Annotated in this window: 16 protein-coding genes; 4 read left to right on the forward strand and 12 right to left on the reverse strand. The window is 60.9% G+C overall.

Annotated elements, in window-relative coordinates; translation table 11 throughout:
• Positions 1-10 precede the first annotated feature (10 nt).
• From ileS to AB1A64_RS19000, 8 genes are all read right to left on the reverse strand, one after another.
• Entirely contained in the window at positions 11-2,923 is a 2,913-nt protein-coding gene (gene ileS / locus AB1A64_RS18965) for an isoleucine--tRNA ligase (RefSeq protein WP_366553198.1), read from the reverse strand.
• Between the two features lie 165 nt (positions 2,924-3,088).
• Entirely contained in the window at positions 3,089-5,776 is a 2,688-nt protein-coding gene (locus AB1A64_RS18970) for a DUF2339 domain-containing protein (protein ID WP_366553200.1), read from the reverse strand.
• A gap of 92 nt (positions 5,777-5,868) precedes the next feature.
• The gene (locus AB1A64_RS18975; RefSeq protein WP_366553202.1) at positions 5,869-6,348 is read right to left on the reverse strand and encodes a DUF2269 domain-containing protein; all 480 of its coding nucleotides are present in this window, start codon (positions 6,346-6,348) and stop codon (positions 5,869-5,871) included.
• The gene (locus AB1A64_RS18980) at positions 6,348-7,655 is read right to left on the reverse strand and encodes an SDR family oxidoreductase (protein WP_366553204.1); all 1,308 of its coding nucleotides are present in this window, start codon (positions 7,653-7,655) and stop codon (positions 6,348-6,350) included. The genes AB1A64_RS18975 and AB1A64_RS18980 overlap by 1 nt, the downstream gene beginning before the upstream one ends.
• A gap of 93 nt (positions 7,656-7,748) precedes the next feature.
• Positions 7,749-8,459, reverse strand: coding sequence for a VIT1/CCC1 transporter family protein (locus tag AB1A64_RS18985; protein WP_366553206.1), 711 nt, complete (start codon positions 8,457-8,459; stop codon positions 7,749-7,751).
• A 54-nt stretch (positions 8,460-8,513) separates the two neighbouring features.
• Complete coding sequence (locus AB1A64_RS18990) at positions 8,514-9,503, reverse strand: TIGR01620 family protein (protein WP_366553208.1); 990 nt, start codon at positions 9,501-9,503, stop codon at positions 8,514-8,516.
• Positions 9,496-9,951: a GNAT family N-acetyltransferase gene (locus AB1A64_RS18995; RefSeq protein ID WP_366553210.1), complete on the reverse strand. Its 456-nt coding sequence runs from the start codon at positions 9,949-9,951 to the stop codon at positions 9,496-9,498. The genes AB1A64_RS18990 and AB1A64_RS18995 overlap by 8 nt, the downstream gene beginning before the upstream one ends.
• Positions 9,948-11,360: a YcjX family protein gene (locus AB1A64_RS19000; RefSeq protein WP_366553212.1), complete on the reverse strand. Its 1,413-nt coding sequence runs from the start codon at positions 11,358-11,360 to the stop codon at positions 9,948-9,950. Before AB1A64_RS19000 ends, AB1A64_RS18995 begins: the two co-directional genes overlap by 4 nt.
• A gap of 107 nt (positions 11,361-11,467) precedes the next feature.
• On the opposite strand from AB1A64_RS19000, the gene truA reads away from it, so the two are divergent.
• Complete coding sequence (gene truA / locus AB1A64_RS19005; protein ID WP_366553214.1) at positions 11,468-12,235, forward strand: tRNA pseudouridine(38-40) synthase TruA; 768 nt, start codon at positions 11,468-11,470, stop codon at positions 12,233-12,235.
• Here truA and AB1A64_RS19010 read toward each other — a convergent pair.
• From AB1A64_RS19010 to AB1A64_RS19020, 3 genes are all read right to left on the reverse strand, one after another.
• On the reverse strand, positions 12,232-13,167 hold the full coding sequence (locus tag AB1A64_RS19010) for a hypothetical protein (protein WP_366553216.1): 936 nt from the start codon (positions 13,165-13,167) through the stop codon (positions 12,232-12,234). The genes truA and AB1A64_RS19010 overlap by 4 nt on opposite strands.
• A complete protein-coding gene (locus AB1A64_RS19015; RefSeq protein ID WP_366553218.1) occupies positions 13,152-13,799 on the reverse strand; it encodes a DUF1007 family protein in 648 nt (215 codons plus the stop codon). The genes AB1A64_RS19010 and AB1A64_RS19015 overlap by 16 nt, the downstream gene beginning before the upstream one ends.
• A gap of 73 nt (positions 13,800-13,872) precedes the next feature.
• Positions 13,873-14,679 carry a thioesterase family protein gene (locus tag AB1A64_RS19020; protein ID WP_366553220.1) on the reverse strand — a complete coding sequence of 269 codons (807 nt, stop codon included), beginning with the start codon at positions 14,677-14,679 and terminating at the stop codon, positions 13,873-13,875.
• Between the two features lie 151 nt (positions 14,680-14,830).
• Between AB1A64_RS19020 and AB1A64_RS19025 the strand changes: the two genes are divergently transcribed.
• A complete protein-coding gene (locus AB1A64_RS19025; protein ID WP_366553222.1) occupies positions 14,831-15,766 on the forward strand; it encodes a glyoxylate/hydroxypyruvate reductase A in 936 nt (311 codons plus the stop codon).
• Between the two features lie 7 nt (positions 15,767-15,773).
• Here AB1A64_RS19025 and AB1A64_RS19030 read toward each other — a convergent pair whose 3' ends face one another.
• On the reverse strand, positions 15,774-16,130 hold the full coding sequence (locus tag AB1A64_RS19030) for a hypothetical protein (RefSeq protein ID WP_366553224.1): 357 nt from the start codon (positions 16,128-16,130) through the stop codon (positions 15,774-15,776).
• Between the two features lie 363 nt (positions 16,131-16,493).
• Here AB1A64_RS19030 and AB1A64_RS19035 point away from each other — a divergent pair, with 363 nt between their 5' ends.
• Positions 16,494-16,817 (forward strand): hypothetical protein, encoded by a 324-nt coding sequence (locus AB1A64_RS19035; RefSeq protein ID WP_366553226.1) that lies wholly within the window; start codon positions 16,494-16,496, stop codon positions 16,815-16,817.
• Positions 16,818-16,871: 54 nt separating this feature from the next.
• Positions 16,872-17,852, forward strand: a complete 981-nt coding sequence (locus tag AB1A64_RS19040) for a glyceraldehyde 3-phosphate dehydrogenase NAD-binding domain-containing protein (RefSeq protein WP_366553228.1) — start codon at positions 16,872-16,874, stop codon at positions 17,850-17,852.
• Positions 17,853-18,057: the final 205 nt, after the last annotated feature.

Below are 18,057 nucleotides of genomic sequence, written 5' to 3' on the forward strand. Positions count from 1 at the left end.
GGTTCAAAGGTTAGCTCAGCGCCTCGTCGCAGCGTCCGCAGACGCCTTCATGGGCGTGGCGGCCCACATCGGGCAGGATTTTCCAGCAACGCTGACATTTGTCGCCCTCGGCCTTTTCGAACAGCACCGCGACGCCTTCGATTTCCGGCACGCGGAACGCCTCGGCCGGGGCCGGGTCCCCGGTCACCGTCAATCCGGATGTGATGCACATGTCATCCACGTCGAAAGTCGCCAGCAGGTCGCGGGTGTCGCCATCCTCGACATGCACGATCGGGGCCGCTTCGAGGCTGGAACCGATCACCTTGTCCTGACGTTGGATTTCCAACGCGGCGGTTACAGCCCGGCGCACACGACGAACCTTGGCCATGTTGGTCTCAAGCTCGGCGTTGCGCCAGTCGGCGGGTGTTTCCGGGAAATCCACCAGATGGACCGAACTGTCGTCGCCGGGGAAACGCTCCAGCCAGACCTCTTCCATGGTGAAGACCAGAACCGGGGCCAGCCATGTAGTCAGGCGGTGGAACAGGATATCCAACACGGTGCGCGCGGCGCGGCGGCGCAGCGTGTCGCCATCGCAGTACAGCGCGTCCTTGCGGACGTCGAAATAGAACGACGACAGGTCGACAGTGGCAAAAGTGAAGACCGCGCTAAATACGCCCTGGAAGTCGAAGGACGCATAACCTTTGCGCACTTGCTCATCCAGATCGGCCAAACGGCTAAGGACCCAACGTTCCAGACGCGGCATTTCCGCCGGATCAACCCGATCCGCTTCGGTGAAATCAGCCAGCGAGCCCAGCATGAACCGCATCGTGTTGCGCAGACGGCGATAGCTGTCGGCGGTGCCTTTAAGAATCTCAGGCCCAATCCGCTGGTCAGCGGTGTAATCGGTCTGAGCCACCCACAGGCGCAGGATATCTGCGCCGTATTGCTTGACGACCTCTTCCGGCACGATTGTGTTGCCCAGCGACTTGGACATCTTGTTGCCTTTGGCGTCCAGCGTGAAGCCATGGGTCACCACGTTGCGGTACGGCGCGCGACCTTTGGTGCCGCAAGCCTGCAGCATGGACGAATGGAACCATCCGCGGTGCTGGTCGGTGCCTTCCATATAGACGTCGGCGATGCCGTCGTCGGTCCCGTCCTCACGATCACGCAGAACGAAAGCGTGGGTTGAGCCGGAGTCGAACCACACGTCCAGCACGTCGAACACTTGATCGTAGTCGTCGGGGTTGGCGATGCCGTCGAGGATCTTTTCCTTGAACCCGTCGGTGTACCAGATATCCGCACCGTCATTCTCGAACGCCGCCTTGATGCGGGCGTTCAAGTCTGCGTTGCGCAGCAGGTAGTCCGCATCGGTCGGCAGCGCGCCCTTCTTGGTGAAACAGGTCAGTGGTACGCCCCAAGCGCGTTGACGCGACAGAACCCAGTCCGGGCGAGCTTCGATCATCGAGTACAGACGGTTGCGGCCGGTCTGCGGGGTCCATTTCACCAACTCGTCGATGGACCGCAAGGCACGTTCGCGGATGGTGTCGCCCATCTCACCCATGCCATCGTCCAACTTGCGGTCGACGGAGGCAAACCACTGCGGTGTGTTGCGGTAGATGATCGGCGCTTTCGAGCGCCACGAGTGCGGATAGCTGTGCTTGATCTTGCCACGCGCCAGGAGCCCACCGACCTCGACCAGCTTGTCGATCACGGCCTTATTGGCGTCACCTTCGCCACCCTTGCGGGACAGGATGTATTTGCCACCAAAGAACGGCAGATCAGCCCGGAAAGAGCCGTCATCCATGACGTTATAAGTGATGACCTGCTCGAGCATGCCCAGATCGCGGTACAGCTCGAATTCCTCCATCCCATGCGACGGCGCGCAGTGAACGAAGCCAGTGCCTTCGGTATCGGTTACGAACTCAGCGGCGCGGAAGTCGCGGATGTCATCCCATTCGCCGTTGCCACCTTCGGCACCGGCCAGCGGGTGGCTCAGTTGAACATTGACCAACTCATCCGTCGTCACGTCGCGGACGCGTCTCCACTGATCGTCGTTCAAACGCGCACGGCCCAGAACGTCAGCGGCCAGATTGTCTGCCAGCAAGAATTTGTCGCCGACACTGGCCCAACACTCGTCCGGTGTGTCAGTGACTTCGTACAGGCCGTAAGAGATGTCCTGGCCATAAACGACCGCTTTGTTCGACGGCATGGTCCACGGAGTCGTGGTCCAGATCACCACAAAAGCGTCATCCAGGTCGCCTGCATTCACGACTTTGAATTTCACCCAGATCGTGAAGCTTTCCTTGTCGTGATATTCGACCTCGGCCTCAGCCAGAGCCGTCTTTTCGATGGGCGACCACATCACGGGTTTCGAACCCTGATAGAGCGTGCCGTTCATCAGGAACTTCATGAACTCATCGGCGATCACCGCCTCGGCATGATAATCCATGGTGATGTAGGGATCGGCCCAGTTGCCGGTGATCCCCAGACGCTTGAACTCTTCACGCTGAATGTCGATCCAGCCCTCGGCGAACTTGCGGCATTCCTGACGGAAATCGACGACGTTCACCTCGTCCTTGTTCTTGCCCTTCTTGCGGTACTGTTCTTCAATCTTCCACTCGATCGGCAGACCGTGGCAGTCCCATCCGGGCACATAGCGCGCGTCATGACCCATCATCTGATGGGATCGCACGATCATGTCCTTGATGGTCTTGTTCAGCGCGTGACCGATATGCAGGTGGCCGTTGGCGTAGGGGGGGCCGTCGTGCAGGGTAAAGGGCGTGCGGTTCTCTTTTTCACGCAGGCGGTCATAGACACCGATGGTCTCCCACCGTTCCAGCCATGCGGGCTCGCGCTTAGGCAGGCCGGCGCGCATGGGGAAGTCGGTTTTGGGCAGTTTCAGCGTGTCTTTGTAATCAGGTGTCTGGATCGTGTCGGCGCACATTGGGGGCGTCCTTTGGATGATCTGGTCGTCTTATGGCTCGAAGCGGTCGGTGCGAAGTCTCAAACACCTTTGCCCGGCGTCTCAATGGGTCAGAGCGCCGGGGATATAATTCGAATAATGATGGCCATCCGGTCATACATGGCCGCGCTTATAGGACGCCCGCCCTCAATGGTCCAGAGGTTCCGGGTCCTGCGGCGAATGGCGCAGCTTGGCCCAGCGGTTCAGCCATGCCAGACCGGCCAGTGCGAGGCCCAGCGCCAACAACGAGAACACCCGGATCAGCCCGCCCAGGCCAGCGATATCGATCAGGAACACCTTGGCCACGGCCAGCCCGATTACCGCCAGACCTGCCTTGCGCATCAGGTCGGATCGGCGCGCCAGCGACTGGTAGAACAACACAGCACCAATCGCCAGCAGGGCCATGGTATAGGTATAAAGTTCAGGCTGAGACACGCCGTTGCCTTCATACATCCCCGCAGCGCCCTGCCAGATATGGCGGATCATCAGCCCCAACCAAAGGGCGGCAAGTACACTGGCCATTCCCCAACAGGCGCGTTTCAGCCAAAGCGGGGTTGCGTAAATGCGCCAGACCGAGAAACCGATGATCAGCGCAGGCAGCAGATAGGCGACCGCCAGCGTATTCAGAACCGGCGGTCCCAGAACCGGTGGCACGGCTGTGCTGAGCAGCGGGTTCGCCTCGACCACTGCCTCCACCAGCCGCAACACGCCATGACCGGCAAAGAATGCGGCTAGCAGATAGCGGACGTAGTTCAGCTTACCCCCCAGCTCCAACCGCTGGACTTGCGCGAAAGCGAGCAGCAGCCAGATAATCGCCAGCAAGCCCAATCCCCAGTGACTGTTGGTGGCATTGCCTTCGCCAAAGCTTTGCAGCCAGCGTTCCAAAAGCAGGGACAGCAGTATGCCCCCGGTTGCCCAAGCCGCGCTTTCCAGCAACAGGCTCGCCACCGGGCGGTGCAGCGGTCGCAGCAGCAACCACCCAACTACAAATCCCACGGTGGCCCCGCCGTAGACCAGCGACATCTCAGGCACCGGTGCATAGCTGGCCCAGACTAGGCCCGGGGTCAGAACCAACCGAACGGTGACGGTGAACACGCCTGCCCAGATGAACCAAGTCATCGGTGGCAGTTTGAATTGGCGGTCCAGCGCCGCTGCCACCACGACCATCACAACCAGCGCAATGGTCAACGCGGCCGAGCTGAGAACAATGATGCAGGCAAAGCTGAGGCAGGACAGGGCCGATATCGTAGCCAAAGCCGGACGCATCCGATCCTCGCCATCTACGCGCGCAAAACGCTCTGCCAGAACGACCATCAGCACGCCCAACGCAATTGCGTGCAGGGCCCAGGGGTATGCCCCGATGACGTGGGCCGGATGCCAGCCGACCTCAAGCGCGATGGCCAACGCGGGGGCAAAGACCGCCGCTCCTCCGGCCCAGATTGCCACGTATCTTTGCGCATTCATCGACCGCCACGCCGCAGTGATCGAAATAACCACGCCAAGGGCGGTGAGAATGGTCACCACCCAAGGAAAATCAGCCTCGGGCGTCTCTGCAAAGGTCTCGGCAAATTGACGCAAAGCGATCCCGTTGTCCCAGCCATGCATCAGGACATACCAGACCAGGCCAAGCGCAGGCAGTACTGTGGCGTCCTGCAACGCCTCGGCTCGCCGCCCCCAAATCATCAATCCAAGGGTCATCCCCGACAGCAGAGTAACGCCCAGCCAGAACTCATCGACGCTGTCCGCCCAGTGCAATGACACAATCGCTGCACTGACAGCAATGGCGCTAAATCCAAGCCGGGTCGGGAATTCCGGCCATGCGTCCCCCTTTTTCCGCCTAACGATTTCGCTGATCATCGACCCGCCATGATTGGGCCAAACGCGCCGGACCGGAATTGCGATGGCGATCACAGCCAGCGCCGTCACGCAAATCAAGTATACGCCCTCGGTCAGGGGCGAAGACAGCACCAGCAGAAGGCAGGTTGTATAGGCCCCAAACAAGGTCAGAACCGAGATCCATGCCCAGCGCCGCACCGTGTCGATCCCCAGACCCAGAACAGCGATGACGAGGAAATAGGCATACAACCAACTTGGGTTCTCGGATGTGCCACCAACCACGTAGGGGGCCGAGAACGCTCCGATCAATCCGACGGCGGCAAGCAAAGGGCCGTGAAACCAACCCAACACCAAACCCACCAGCGCAACCACGACCATTGCGGTCAAAGCGACCTCGGGTCCGATCAGGTCATAAAGCTGTCGCGCGGCCAGTACGCCTCCGAACAGCGTGACCAGCCCAGCACCGGAAAAGACCGACGGCAAATAGGCAGTCGCTGTGCTTTCGTCATCACCATATCTGCGCCGGATGACCTCTCCGGCAACGATCAGCACTGCGCCGAAAAGCAACGCCGCGATCACCCGAGCGGATGGCGGCAACAGCCCGTTTTCGACGCCGTATTGGACCAGAAATATCCCCGCCAGCGCCAGAGACAGGGCCGAGACCGCGTAGAACCAGTTCTCGCGCAGCCAGGTAGTCAGGGCGGCCATTCGATCTTCGCGGAACACAACGGCTGCGGGTGGTGTTTCTTCGGCCGGGCGATCGACTTTCTGAGCCTTAGCGGGGGACCACGGGGCGGGTTTTGAAGGTTTGTCCGACTTTTCGGACGGCTTGCGCCGCTCGGCCTGTTGCGCTTCGGGGGCATCACTGCCAAGTGACCGAATTTTCTGCTCCAAATGCTCTACCCGGCGGCGCAGGCGCGTCTGGTTCACCAACAACACGACGATGGCGACCGGAATGGCCAGCACAATCAATCCGACTAGGACAAGAAGGGATTCCAAGGGGTTCTCCGAGTGGTTTAGACTTCAGGCTATCTGACGCGCACAGTCAGCAACAGTCAGAAATCCAGATGAGTTGCTTGTCGAACCCTCTGCTAGATCCAACCAATCGACGGGCGGGCGATCATCAGCCAGATGATAATCAAAACCGACGCAAAGGCAGGAAATCCGCAAGCGAACCATATGCGGAACAGGCGGTGATAGGTCCGGGGTAGTGGCGTGTTCGCCTCTGCGGCGGCCTGCGCCAACCCGCGCAACCGAACCTGTATCCACACCACAGGCAACCAGAACACCCCGGCCACCGCAAAAAGCACCAGCGAGGCGAGGACCCACCCCTCGGTCATGGGCCAACCCAGGCGCCAAGCCAGCAACCCGCCTGTCACCGGTTGCAGCACAACCGCCGTTGCCGTGAATAGCAGATCGGCCAGCACCACGGTTCCTGCGGTCTGCGCGATGAACCGGGCGTCACCGGAACGATGCGCGATCAGCATAAAAAACGCGATGCCTGCCCCCGTGCCCAACAGGACGCATGCGCCGACAATATGCAGCCATCGCAGGATCAGGTCAGGGTCCATCAGCGGCTCTGCAATAGAGGCCAGGCGACAAGCGAGAGTGTCATCGCTGGCAGGGTTTTGATCAACGGGCCAAGCGGGTCCAGCCACAGGCCGGGTACGGTGAAACTGGCCGCCAGCAAATAGAACAAGGCCACCGCGACCTGCGCCAGACAGGCGCGCGCAGCCCAGGGTCGCCACAGGATGGCAAGCCCTAAAGCAATATCCAGAATTGACCACAATAGAACGCTGGCAACGGCCATTCCGGTGCTCCACCCGGCCCCGGTCAGAACCGATGTAGCCTTAGGCAGACCAATCAGCCCGAACAGGCCAGACAGCAGCCAGAACAGGCTTAGCACGGCAACGACCAATGGCATCAGCAACGACATCCTGGCAGTCAGCCGATGTTCGTGGGAACAGGCCAGGCCCGCATAAATCCGGGGCAAGCGCGCCAGAGACTGACATGTGGCGGCGCGATAAGGTTCCGGATCGCCAATTACTCCGTCGCTCATCAAGGTCATTGCATTACTGCGCAGGGGCGAACGCCACCCCAAATGACCCAAGGCATCCGCGCCGCCTGTGATCAGGCCTGCGATGGCCGCTGGCATACGCGCCGTGATCCGTGCCGGAGTGAAGCCCATCCATCGGCGTGTCTCGGCCAGAACATCAGATAATGGGGCCGGGGTATCTTCGACTAGATCGTATGTGCCCTGCGGGATCTCATCGGCCACGGCTGCAATCACGGCGCGGCACAGGTCCGGCATGCCCACACATTGAACAGGCGTTTGCGGATACGCGATGGGTTGCACCAAAGGGACGGCCGCCAGCATGCGCAGCAACGCGGTTCCACCGTAATCGGATTGGCCGATCACCAGACCGGGTTTGAATATCCAAAGCGGCACATCACAGGCCCGCAGCGCCGCATCCCCAGCCGCCTTGGTGCGCATGAAATCCGTGTCTGCATCAGGGTCAGCACCAATGGCAGAAATTTGGACCACAGCAATGCGCTGTCGCGCACAGGCTTGGCCCAGGGCTGCGACGGCGGTGTGGTGAACCGCCTCAAGATCGTCGGAAGGACCATCCTGCAACGCTCCTGCACAGTTCACGACACAGTCGACATGTTCCAGATGCGCGACCCAGTCCTCAGGCTGTAGGCAGAACCGCAAGTCACCTTGCACCTGTGTGACACCTGGCAGGACCTGCATCCCGGTTTTCACGTTGCGCACAAAGGCCGCCACATGCGCGCCCTCAGCTTGAAGAGACCGCGCCACCGCCGCGCCGATGAAGCCATAAGCCCCCAAAACCAGGACATTTTTGCTCTCAAGCCGCAATAGTTGCTAATTCCCCTGAACCTGTTCGCGGCAGCCTAGCCGCTGGCTAGGATTTAACCAGCCCCATGGGACGTCCTGCGACAATCTTGGCCGTCAGGGGTGAAACAGCGAGCCGACAAGATACGCGATCAAGGCCGCCGCCCCGCCGATCAAAAAGGTCTCGAGCCCGGACCGCCACCACGGGGACAGCGACCAATGGGCTTTGAAGGCCCCAATGGCAAAGAAAACACCCATCGTCATGCAGGCCGAGACGGCAAAGGCATGATCGACCGACAAAAGGAATGGCAACAAAGGCACCATGCCGGCGACAAGAAAGGCGATGAAAGTCGCCATGGCGGCTTTGAGCGGATGGGGGTCGACGCTGCCCAACCCATATTCGCCTTCGACCATCAGGTTGATCCAATTGTCGTGGTTGGCGGTGATTGCATCGGTTGCTTCTTCCAGAACGTCGCCTGACAGGCCCTTTTGGGCTAGTATCTCGCGCACCTCACGGCGTTCACCATCCGGGTAAAGGCTGATGTGGCGTTCCTCGATGGCGCGGATGCGGCGGATGTTGTCCAGCTCGGCCTTGGTGCCTGAGTAATTCCCGGCAGCCATGGAAAACCCGTCGGCCAGAACATTGGCCAGCCCCAGCGCCACGATGATGAACGGCGAAAGCCCCGCTCCGGCAACCCCGGCTACAATAGCAAAGGTGGTGACCGATCCGTCGATGCCGCCATACACCACATCCCGCAGTACCCCTCGCCCCGGAGGCGCATTGATCCGCGCGGCGATTTCCTGCTGGCTGTGTCCGTGATCGGTCATGGCTGGCTCCGGCTTTGTTATGCACGCCAGCGGGCCACAGGACTTTGCGTCAGGTCAAGTTTTGGAAAACAACCCGCTGAGCGCGCGTTTGATCATCCCACGCGTGGACGGCTTGTGCCGGTCTGAAAATGGCAGTGGTCGGCAGACTTCCATCGCAGCCACGCCAACTCGAGCGCTGAGCGCACCATTCACCAACCCCTCGCCGAACCGGCGCGACAGTTTGCTGAGGATCGACCCGCCCAGAATGGGTTCCAGCAGATCGTCACCCACAGCCACGGCCCCGGTCGCCACCAGATGCACGAACACGGCGCGGGTCAGGCGCCAGCTGCCCAGAAATCCCGCGCGCCCGCCATATATCTCGGCCACTCGGCGGATCATCCGTAATGAGGCCGCAAGCGCCGTCACAACATCCGCCAGTGCCAGCGGAACCAGTGCGGTCACCGTGGCAACCTGCCGGGCGGCGGCTTCGACCTCGCGGCTGGCGGCGGCGTCCAGCGGGGCCAGCAATTCGTCCTCGGCCAAGGTCAACAGGGTTGAGGCGTCGAATTGCTCACCCATCCTTTCAGCCAGACGGTCGCGGCCCCACCGTGTTTCCTCGCGCCCTTTGTAAAACGCGATCAGGCGGTTGGTGACTGTGCGAGCCTGCGCCAAATCACCCTCGGCCAGCGCGGCATCTGCGGCGCGGCGCATCCCATCCACGCGGGACAAGCGCCCGATGGCTGCCAGCTCCCGAAGGGCGATGATCAGGGCGACCAAGACCAGCGCACCGATCAAGCCGGTTACGGCCCAGCCCAATATCGGTGACCGCAACAACAGCGAGGTGGCGAAATCCCATGCGGCAACAGAAACGACCGCGCCAATCACGGCCAGTGCCAGACCCCAAAACCAGCGTGACAGGACCGAGGGTTTCCGCGCAGCCAGCCGCGCAGCCGCTTGCATCGCTTGGCCCTGCGGCGGCTCAATATCGGGAACCGGCGGGGCCTGTGCTACGTCGGCCGCAGACTCTTCCGTATCCAGATCGATCAGTACCGGACCTTTAGCCATCCGCCGCCCCTTTCCGCCACCAGACATATTTGATGTCGGGCAGGTTTTCATCATTGTCAGCCCCGTCACTGCGGGCCACTTCGGCAAAACCGTTGCGTTCATAAAACCGGCACGCGCCGTGGTTGGCCTGAAACGCAAACAGGGACAGTTCTGCCTGATCGGATTTGGCATGGTCCAGCAAGCGCTGCCCAATCCCCTGCCCGCATATTGGCGGCGTCAGATACAAGGAATGAACTTCCGTCCCGTTGAGCGCTAAAAACCCCACAACGTCAGTATCGGTTTCGGCCACGGTGACCCAACCCCGATCAATCATCCAACCGCAAAAGGCGATGGTTTCAGCGCAGGTATGTAGCTCGGGCATCCAGTCGCTGTCACGGGCAAAGCCGTACAGGATCTCTCCGATTTTTCCGGCATCCGTCGTGCGCGCGGGGCGGAGGGTTACGGTCACAGGCGGTCTCCGATCAGGAACTGCGTGGCACGGTCCAACCGGATATGGGGCGGGCCATCGCCCGGACGCAGGGTCAGATGCGCGGGTGCAAAAGCCATGAAACCGAAATCCTTGTCTAGCCAGCTTTCTGCCCCGTTGCGGGCCGGGCCCAGCAAATGGGCCGGGTCATCGGGCAGATCACCGGGGTAAAAGGCTGCCTGTTTACCGTTCAGCAACGTCCCACGCACACAAGGCAAATCTGCCTCGTTATGCGTTCGGATTTCCTCGGTCGTGGCGCGCAGGGCAGCCAGCGACAGCGCCGCCGTCTCGGCCCCGGCAAAGCTAGCCCTGTCGCGGGCATCCCGGATCAGGGCCTCCATGATATGGGTCAGACGGGGGTGCTGTGTGTGGTGCAGGTGATCGGCCTTGGTGGCTGCGAACAGTATACGTTCAACCCGCTTGCCCAACAGCAGCTGGCTGAGCCACGCATTGCGCCCCGGTCGAAAGGCCGACAGGATATCGGCCATCGCCCGGCGCATATCCTCGACCGCTTGCGGCCCTTTATGGATCGCACCCAGCGCATCGACCAGAACCACCTGACGGTCGATCCGCGAGAAATGATCGCGAAAGAAGGGTTTCACCACTTGCGATTTATACGCCTCATATCGGCGCGCCATTTCGCGGTGCAAGCTACGGCGCGGCGCGTGGCCCTCCGCCGGCAATGGCGCAAAGGTCAGCACCGGAGAACCCGCCAGATCGCCGGGCAACAGAAACCGCCCCGGCGTGCAATCATAAAACCCTGCATCCCGTGCGGCATTCAAATACGCAGCAAAGGCTTTGGCCAACGCCTGCGCCGTGGGTTCGTCATGAGCATCCGCAGGATTTGCGGCCCTGGCCTGCGCCAAATACGCGGCCGCTTCGGTCCGCGTTTCGATACGGTTTAAGGTTTCGGCTGACCAGAGCTCGTATGATTTGTCCAGTAATGCCAAGTCCAGCAGCCACTCACCCGGATAATCCACAATATCCAGATGAACCGTGCGCGGCCCCTGCAAACCCGCAAGCAACCCTGCTGGACGGGCCTTGAAGGACAGGCGCAGCTCGGACACGGCACGGGTGCTGTCTGGCCAATGGGGCTGTGGCCCGGTCAGCGCGGCCAGGTGGTTTTCATAGTCAAAGCGCGGCACCGTATCGTCCGGCTGGGGTTGCAGATAGACCGAATTGATGCGGCCTTCCTGCTGCGCGACCAATCCGGGCATCCGTCCCCGATCCAGCAGATTCGCAACCAGAGACGTGATGAACACCGTCTTTCCCGACCGCGCCAACCCGGTAACGCCCAGACGGATGACCGGTTCAAACAGAGTTTCAGACACACGGTCGCCCACGGATTCAACACCGCGCACAAGACTGTCTGCCAGGGATGAGATGACCAAACTGTCGCCCCGCTTTTTTCGTTTCGCTCAAGATAGGTAGAGGTCAGCAGACATACCAGCGCTTTCCCACTCTTGCCCGTCCCCGCGCGGCGCGTTACCAGCAGCCCATGCCTAGATACGCGCTGAAAGTCGAATACCAAGGGGAACCGTTTGCCGGGTGGCAGCGGCAAAAGGAATTGTCGTCTGTGCAGGGGGCAATCGAACAGGCCCTGTCGCGTATTCAGCCCGGCGATCACACCATTGCCGCTGCGGGCCGCACCGATGCGGGCGTGCATGCGCTGGGTCAGGTCGCCCATTGCGATCTGATCAAGGACTGGGACCCGTTCCGCCTGTCTGAGGCGCTGAACTATCACCTCAAGCCGCAACCGGTGGCCATCGTCAAAGCAGCGCAGGTGGACGATGACTGGCACGCCCGGTTTTCCGCGTTAGAGAGGCAATACCTGTTCCGCATCCTGATGCGTCGTGCGCCTGCAACCCATGACGCCGGGCAGGTCTGGCAGATCAATCACCAGCTGGATGTCGATGCCATGCAGTCCGGGGCGGATATGTTGATCGGGCAGCATGACTTCACCACCTTCCGCTCATCCATCTGTCAGGCTGCGAGCCCGGTCAAAACGCTGGATGAGTTGCGGGTTGAACGGGTTGAGGGCTTTTCCGGCCCCGAGATACATTTTCACGTCCGCGCCCGGTCGTTCCTGCACAATCAGGTGCGCAGCTTTGTGGGGACTCTGGAGCGTGTCGGTGCAGGCGCGTGGACGCCCGAGGATGTGCGCGACGCGTTGCAGGCCGCTGATCGCGCCGCCTGTGGGCCCGTATGCCCGCCGCAGGGCTTGTACCTGGCGCGGGTCGGGTATCCGGAACCGGTCTTCGGTTAAATCGCGCGCAGTAGCAAACCACTGGCGATAACCGCGATTGTGAGACCCGCCACCAATTCGATGGTCGGGGCCAGCACAGATGCAAACCGCGTGGCCGAAGCCGACGCCAGCAATCCACCGCGCAACCCGAACGACGTCCACCCGACCAGAGTCGTCACCAGCGCCGTGCCCAGCGCCATGGCAAACGCCCCGGCGATGCCAACCATCGCGATTCCCATCTGCCAAGTCAGGATCAGCACAAACAGCGCCCCGGTACAGGGTCGGGCCGCGATACCGGCAATCAGCAGCAACGCCTCGCGCAGACTACCAACCTGCGCAACTTCTTCCGCTGAGGGGCCGTGACGATGGCCGCAATCTGAACAGACATCGTGGTCGTGATGATGGTCGTGACCATGGTGATGATCGTGGTCGTGACGCGCTTGCGCCGTGTTATCGCGGTGTCTACGGGCAAAGCTGCGAATGGCGCGAAACACCAGCCACAGACCTATCGCGGCGATGGCAGCATAGCTGATCGGGGCCATGACCTGTTCGGTCGTTCCCACAAGGCTTTCGCGTGACATCTGAAACACCAGAACGCCCGCGTAAACCAGCACAACCGCCGTTACCGCCTGCCCCAGACTGGACAGCACGCTGATCGCGGATAACCGCCAAAAGGCGACCCGACGACCCAGCCCGTACCCGCCGATCAGCACCTTGCCATGGCCTGGGCCGATGGCATGAAAGAACCCATAAGCAAAACAAACCGTTAGCAGGGTGGCGACGGCCTCGGGCTGTTCCGCCCGTGCGGCGCGTAAGGATCGGGCGATCTGGTTCTGAAACTCGCGCTGCTCACCCGCAGCCCATGCCGCCAAGCTGTCAAACCCACCGCTGCCCCAGAACCACAGAAGCAACGCTATGGCGATGGCAACCGGAACAATCAAGTATTTGGACATGAAACGAAAATCTCGGTCGCAAAGTTTTCCCCGACCAGCGGGATATCGTTTTCCTCAAGGTCGTAATCGGCGTCCAGTGTCAACAAAAAGGCCTGCATCTGCGCCAGCTGACCATCGATATCGGGGTCGATCCGATCCATCTGACAGGACGCAGGGCCACTCACCGTCACCGGGCGGGTCAATTCATAGGCAATGTAGAACGTCTCATCAAAAGCCTTCGCCGTCAGCGAAGATGCAGACACCGCGTCGCCATCGACCGCGCGCAAGTGGGTTGTCACGATACGACCATCCTCGGTAGTTGCTGTCGGTTCCAACGGGCCGGACAGCGAGACGGGCACGCCATCCGCCAAGACGACCAGGTCGCCGTTGTACCCTTCGATCCACTGCGCATCGAAACCGGCCAGGAATTTCTCTTCATTTTCAGTGAGGACGCCGTCGAAATCCTGATCCAGTTTCATGTCTTCAAGTTGATACAGCGAGTAAAGTTCATCATAGGCCCAGGTCACGCGCACATGGGTCAGTTGGCCAGCGTCATCCACAATGAATTCCAGCCCGGTGTCGATAAAGACGTGCGGGTGTGCCATTGCTGGGATCGGCAGGCAGCAGGTCAACAGGGTTACAATCCAACGCATGCGTGAAAGATAGGGCCTGAGATCACGCGCGGCAATGCGATTCAATCAGCACCCGCAGAAACCGGCCAAAGGATCATTTTGGTGGGAACAGAACCAGCGTTTGCAGGGCCGTACCGACAGGGCCTTGCGTGTCATACAATACGGACTGGGACATTCCGATCCCCGACGGCTGCCAATGGCACAGCGATTCTGAGGCCAGCCAATTCGACACCGGCTCACGGTGGATTTGCACGGTCAGATCTGTGTTCATGAACCCCATCTCGGCCGTCGGTGCGTTCCACGAAATGCCGTTGCCACAATCGGCCAGCGGGCATAGTGCCTGAATCGGCGAAGGGTCCTCGCCCTCAAGCAAAGCCGGTGTGCGCATCCAGACCGTCTTGGGACCGGCGCCCTGATTGCCGTCTTTCGGGTACAGCACTTCTGAGTGGTTGGCGAAGCCTGGCAGGTCGTGGCGTATTTCGCCGATCGGAAATGGCCCCGTCACCGCATCCTCCAGCTGGGGTGGAGCAATCGTGACATTCGGAACCGGCCCCAGGTTACGGCGGGCCAAGTGCATCGTGGTCGCAGTGGCGCAGAGCGTGTCGTCCAGATCGTGAACCGTTACCCGCGTGGTCGCCAGCGTTTTGGTGTGGCGTGTGGTCTCGGCGGCCACACGCAGCCCGGTCAATGGTTGCGGACGCAGCAGATCGACCGTCAGGCGGGTCAGCATCTTTTCCGGTCCCACCTCGGTTTCCGCAGCGCGCACGATCAGACCGCTGACCGGACCCGCGTGACAGTGATCCGCTGACCACGGCCCTCGCGCCGGGTCATTGCCCACAAAGGCGCCATCAGGGCGCAGATGAAAATAGGCCTGTTGGCTCAGGTCTTGTGTCCCGTTCATACGCTACCTCAAACGTTTTCTGTACGCGCCTGTTCACACGATCCTGCAAACGGGCTTTACCTTCCGCCAAAGAATGACTTAGCTGCGCCAACGATGTCCAGTTCGGTGACGGGACGTCATTGCAGGCAAATTGAAGCAGAGGGGGCGCGACATGGCGTTGCTGATCGAAACCGGGTTGTCCGACTGGATAAGCGACAACGACATCGCCCAAGACATTCGGCGGCTGCACCCGGACATGGATGTACGCACGCCCGAAACCCTTGGCGATCCGGCCGACATCACGATGGTCGCCGTGGTTGTCCTAAGCAACGACCACCCCAAGCGGCTGCCCAACCTGAAACTTGTGCAAAAACTAGGCGCCGGGGTCGAAACCATCGTCAGCAATCCGCACCTGCCCGAGCATGTGCGTATCGCACGGCTGAAACCCGACGCCCCCGCACAGGGTATTGCCGAATGGTTCGTCGCTTATGTTCTGCGTCATCAGCGACACATGACCTTTTATGAAAAGGCGCAAAATCGCGCGGAATGGGCACCCAGAGCACCGCTCTATTCACCTGACACCGTGGTCGGCGTTCTGGGGCTAGGCCATATCGGTGCCCGCAGCGCCAAAATGCTGCGTGCGGTCGGGTTTCAGGTGATGGGTTGGAGCCGCTCAGCCAAGCAGATTGACGGAGTAACCTGCCTGCATGGTGACGCAGCCCTGCCCGAGCTGCTGGGTCAGTGCGACCATGTCTGTGCGATCTTACCGTCGACCCCGCAGACAATCGGACTGTTCGATGCCGGGATGCTGGCGGCAATGAAACCGGGTAGCCAGTTGCTGAACGCAGGTCGCGGCGATCTGATCGACGAGGCCGCCCTGATCAGTGCGTTGGACGCAGAAACGCCGGGCCATGCGGTGCTGGACGTGACCTCGACCGAGCCGCTGCCGTCTGACAGCCCGCTTTGGACACATCCCGGTGTCACTATCACGCCGCATGTCTCGGGTTGGCATCTGGGCGAAGCGCTGGCAGATGTGGGCGATAATTTCCGCCGCCTGAGCGCCGAAGAACCCCTGCTGCACGAAGTCGACAGGGTCCGCGGTTACTAGACCCAGATCAGGGTGTCAGGATCCAGTTTCCGCCTGCGTCGCGGCACCGGCGGGTCCTGACTTCGCGGGTCTGATCCGATCCTTCGGGTCGAATGAAATGCTGCAGGTGTACGCAGTTGTCACGTACGTCGCGGACGCGAATCGTGCCTTTCGATCCGGTTTCGTCGTTTACCCAATTGCTTTCTGCACCGACCCGAGGCGCACCGCCTGCCAGCATCGCGTCCGAAGTCGCACTCAATATCTCAAAGTCTGCCGGGCTCAGGCCCATATCTGCGATGATTCGGGAAATCGTTTGGGCCTGCACACCCAAGGACGTTCCCAGTATCGTGATTGCTACAACTGTAGAAGAAATCCAGGCTTTCATGATCGCCTCGCCTTGCTGAAATAGATTTGCATTCAAGACTATACCGGCAAAGAACGGGGGCCAAGCCCTGTTGGGCGAACGCTAAAGTTGTTCAGGGTTATTCTTTCGATTGTCTAAGGCCGCAACTGGCACGGCATGTCATTCGTGGCGTTCGCCCGGCACGACTGAGCTACCCCGCACGAATGCTCCGCATGGTGCGCGGACGGACCGAAACAGCCAGGATCAACTGTGCAAAGACGCGAACCAGCAATCACCCCACCACTGGCTAACCACTTACGCCGATTCAGTTTTTCCCGCGCAGGGGTTCACAGAAGCGCTTGAATCTGGTGAAATAGTACCGTTTTTAGCACTGGAGATTGTTCAATGGTACTGCGCGGATCCCTGCTGGCACTGGCAGCTGTAATTGGCCTGACGGCCTTAGAGGTGACCCCTGTTGCCGCCAAAGAGGAAACCAAATCGGTCTTCGTCATGAGCCGCACATGGGCTGTTACGCAGGTCTCGGATGCCCCGGTCGTGTACCGCGCCACGCGCGATAACAACAATCTGAACCCGTTCGGCCCGCCACCGCGCCTGCGCACTATTCAGGCCATGGCCGCCATTCAGGCAGCCACCGGATGCAAGCCGATCCGGGCCAGCATGTATCAAAACATCTCAGGCCAGTTCTTTTCGCAGGTCAGCTGCAATTGATCCTGCCGCGAAACGGGCATTGAGGTCAGCTCGACCCGCTGCCATAGCTTGCGCATGAAACTCGCAATCAATGGATTCGGCCGTATTGGCCGCACGATCCTGCGGCAGCTGCTGGCGTTGCCGTGGGGCAAGGATATTGAGCTGGTGCTGATCAACGATATTGCACCGCTGGAAACCTGTGCCTATCTGTTCAAATACGACAGCACTTTCGGCCCCTACCCTGGGCCTGTCGATACCGGCGACGGAACCCTCGTCATCGACAGCCACACAATCCCAGTGACCCACAGCCCTGATCTGTCCCGCGTCGACCTGAGCGGCGTGGATGTCCTGATGGATTGCACCGGGGTCGCACGCACCTCGGATGTTGCCAGCCAGGGGCTGACCGCAGGGGCGGGCAAAGTGCTTATCTCGGGCCCCTCGCCCGCAACCGAAGTCACGATCGTTTTGGGCGCCAACGAAGCTCAACTGGGTAACGCCCGGATCGTATCAAACGCATCCTGCACAACCAATGGGCTGGCCCCGCTGGTCAAGGTGCTGGATGGGATCGGCGGCATCGCCTCGGCCCACATGACGACCATCCATTGCTATACCAACAGCCAACCCATGATCGACGCACCGCGCGGCGATCTAGCCCGGTCACGCGCCGGCGCGTTGTCCATGGTGCCCACCACCACCAGCGCCACGCACTTGATTGATGAGGTCATGCCGCATCTTGCGGGGCGCATCTCGGGCGCGGCGGTGCGGGTTCCTACGGCCAGCGTGTCTGCGGTGGATCTGGTCGCGACGCTTGAACGCGGAATGTCCATCACTGACTTTGAATCCGAACTGCGCCAGGCGGTCGCGCAGTCTCCCGTTCTGGGTTGGACCGATCACCCGCTGGTGTCGTCAGATTTACGGACACGGCCGGAATCTTTGGTCATTGCAGGCGCCGAGACCCGAATGGTCGGCGACCGGCAGGTTCGCATTTTCGGCTGGTATGACAATGAATGGGGCTTTTCAGCACGTATGCTCGACGTCGCCCGCCTGATGGCATAGCCCTGATCGAACGGCACCGCAGCGCGCGGGCCTGCCCGTGCGCTGCCCGGCCCAACGGGTCACAAGCATCTTTGATGCGATGGGACCGGGCGGGAGCGGCCCCCAACGCGATCATTGGCTAGCGCCGCAAACCCAACCCTGGAAACAGGGGCTGGAGGGGCACACAAACCGGTAATTTGGCATCTCATTCGATAAGTTCTTTCCC

The sequence above is a fragment of the Ruegeria sp. ANG10 genome, from assembly GCF_040705255.1.
GTDB lineage: Bacteria > Pseudomonadota > Alphaproteobacteria > Rhodobacterales > Rhodobacteraceae > Ruegeria.

Excerpts from the sequence above, each read along its gene's own strand:
- ileS (WP_366553198.1), bottom strand. The coding sequence starts at position 2,923 with ATGTGCGCCGACACGATCCAGACACCTGATTACAAAGACACGCTGAAA.
- AB1A64_RS18975 (WP_366553202.1), bottom strand. The coding sequence starts at position 6,348 with ATGGACCCTGACCTGATCCTGCGATGGCTGCATATTGTCGGCGCATGC.
- AB1A64_RS18985 (WP_366553206.1), bottom strand. The coding sequence starts at position 8,459 with ATGACCGATCACGGACACAGCCAGCAGGAAATCGCCGCGCGGATCAAT.
- AB1A64_RS18990 (WP_366553208.1), bottom strand. The coding sequence starts at position 9,503 with ATGGCTAAAGGTCCGGTACTGATCGATCTGGATACGGAAGAGTCTGCG.
- truA (WP_366553214.1), top strand. The coding sequence starts at position 11,468 with ATGCCTAGATACGCGCTGAAAGTCGAATACCAAGGGGAACCGTTTGCC.
- AB1A64_RS19010 (WP_366553216.1), bottom strand. The coding sequence starts at position 13,167 with ATGTCCAAATACTTGATTGTTCCGGTTGCCATCGCCATAGCGTTGCTT.
- AB1A64_RS19015 (WP_366553218.1), bottom strand. The coding sequence starts at position 13,799 with ATGCGTTGGATTGTAACCCTGTTGACCTGCTGCCTGCCGATCCCAGCA.
- AB1A64_RS19020 (WP_366553220.1), bottom strand. The coding sequence starts at position 14,679 with ATGAACGGGACACAAGACCTGAGCCAACAGGCCTATTTTCATCTGCGC.
- AB1A64_RS19025 (WP_366553222.1), top strand. The coding sequence starts at position 14,831 with ATGGCGTTGCTGATCGAAACCGGGTTGTCCGACTGGATAAGCGACAAC.
- AB1A64_RS19030 (WP_366553224.1), bottom strand. The coding sequence starts at position 16,130 with ATGAAAGCCTGGATTTCTTCTACAGTTGTAGCAATCACGATACTGGGA.
- AB1A64_RS19035 (WP_366553226.1), top strand. The coding sequence starts at position 16,494 with ATGGTACTGCGCGGATCCCTGCTGGCACTGGCAGCTGTAATTGGCCTG.
- AB1A64_RS19040 (WP_366553228.1), top strand. The coding sequence starts at position 16,872 with ATGAAACTCGCAATCAATGGATTCGGCCGTATTGGCCGCACGATCCTG.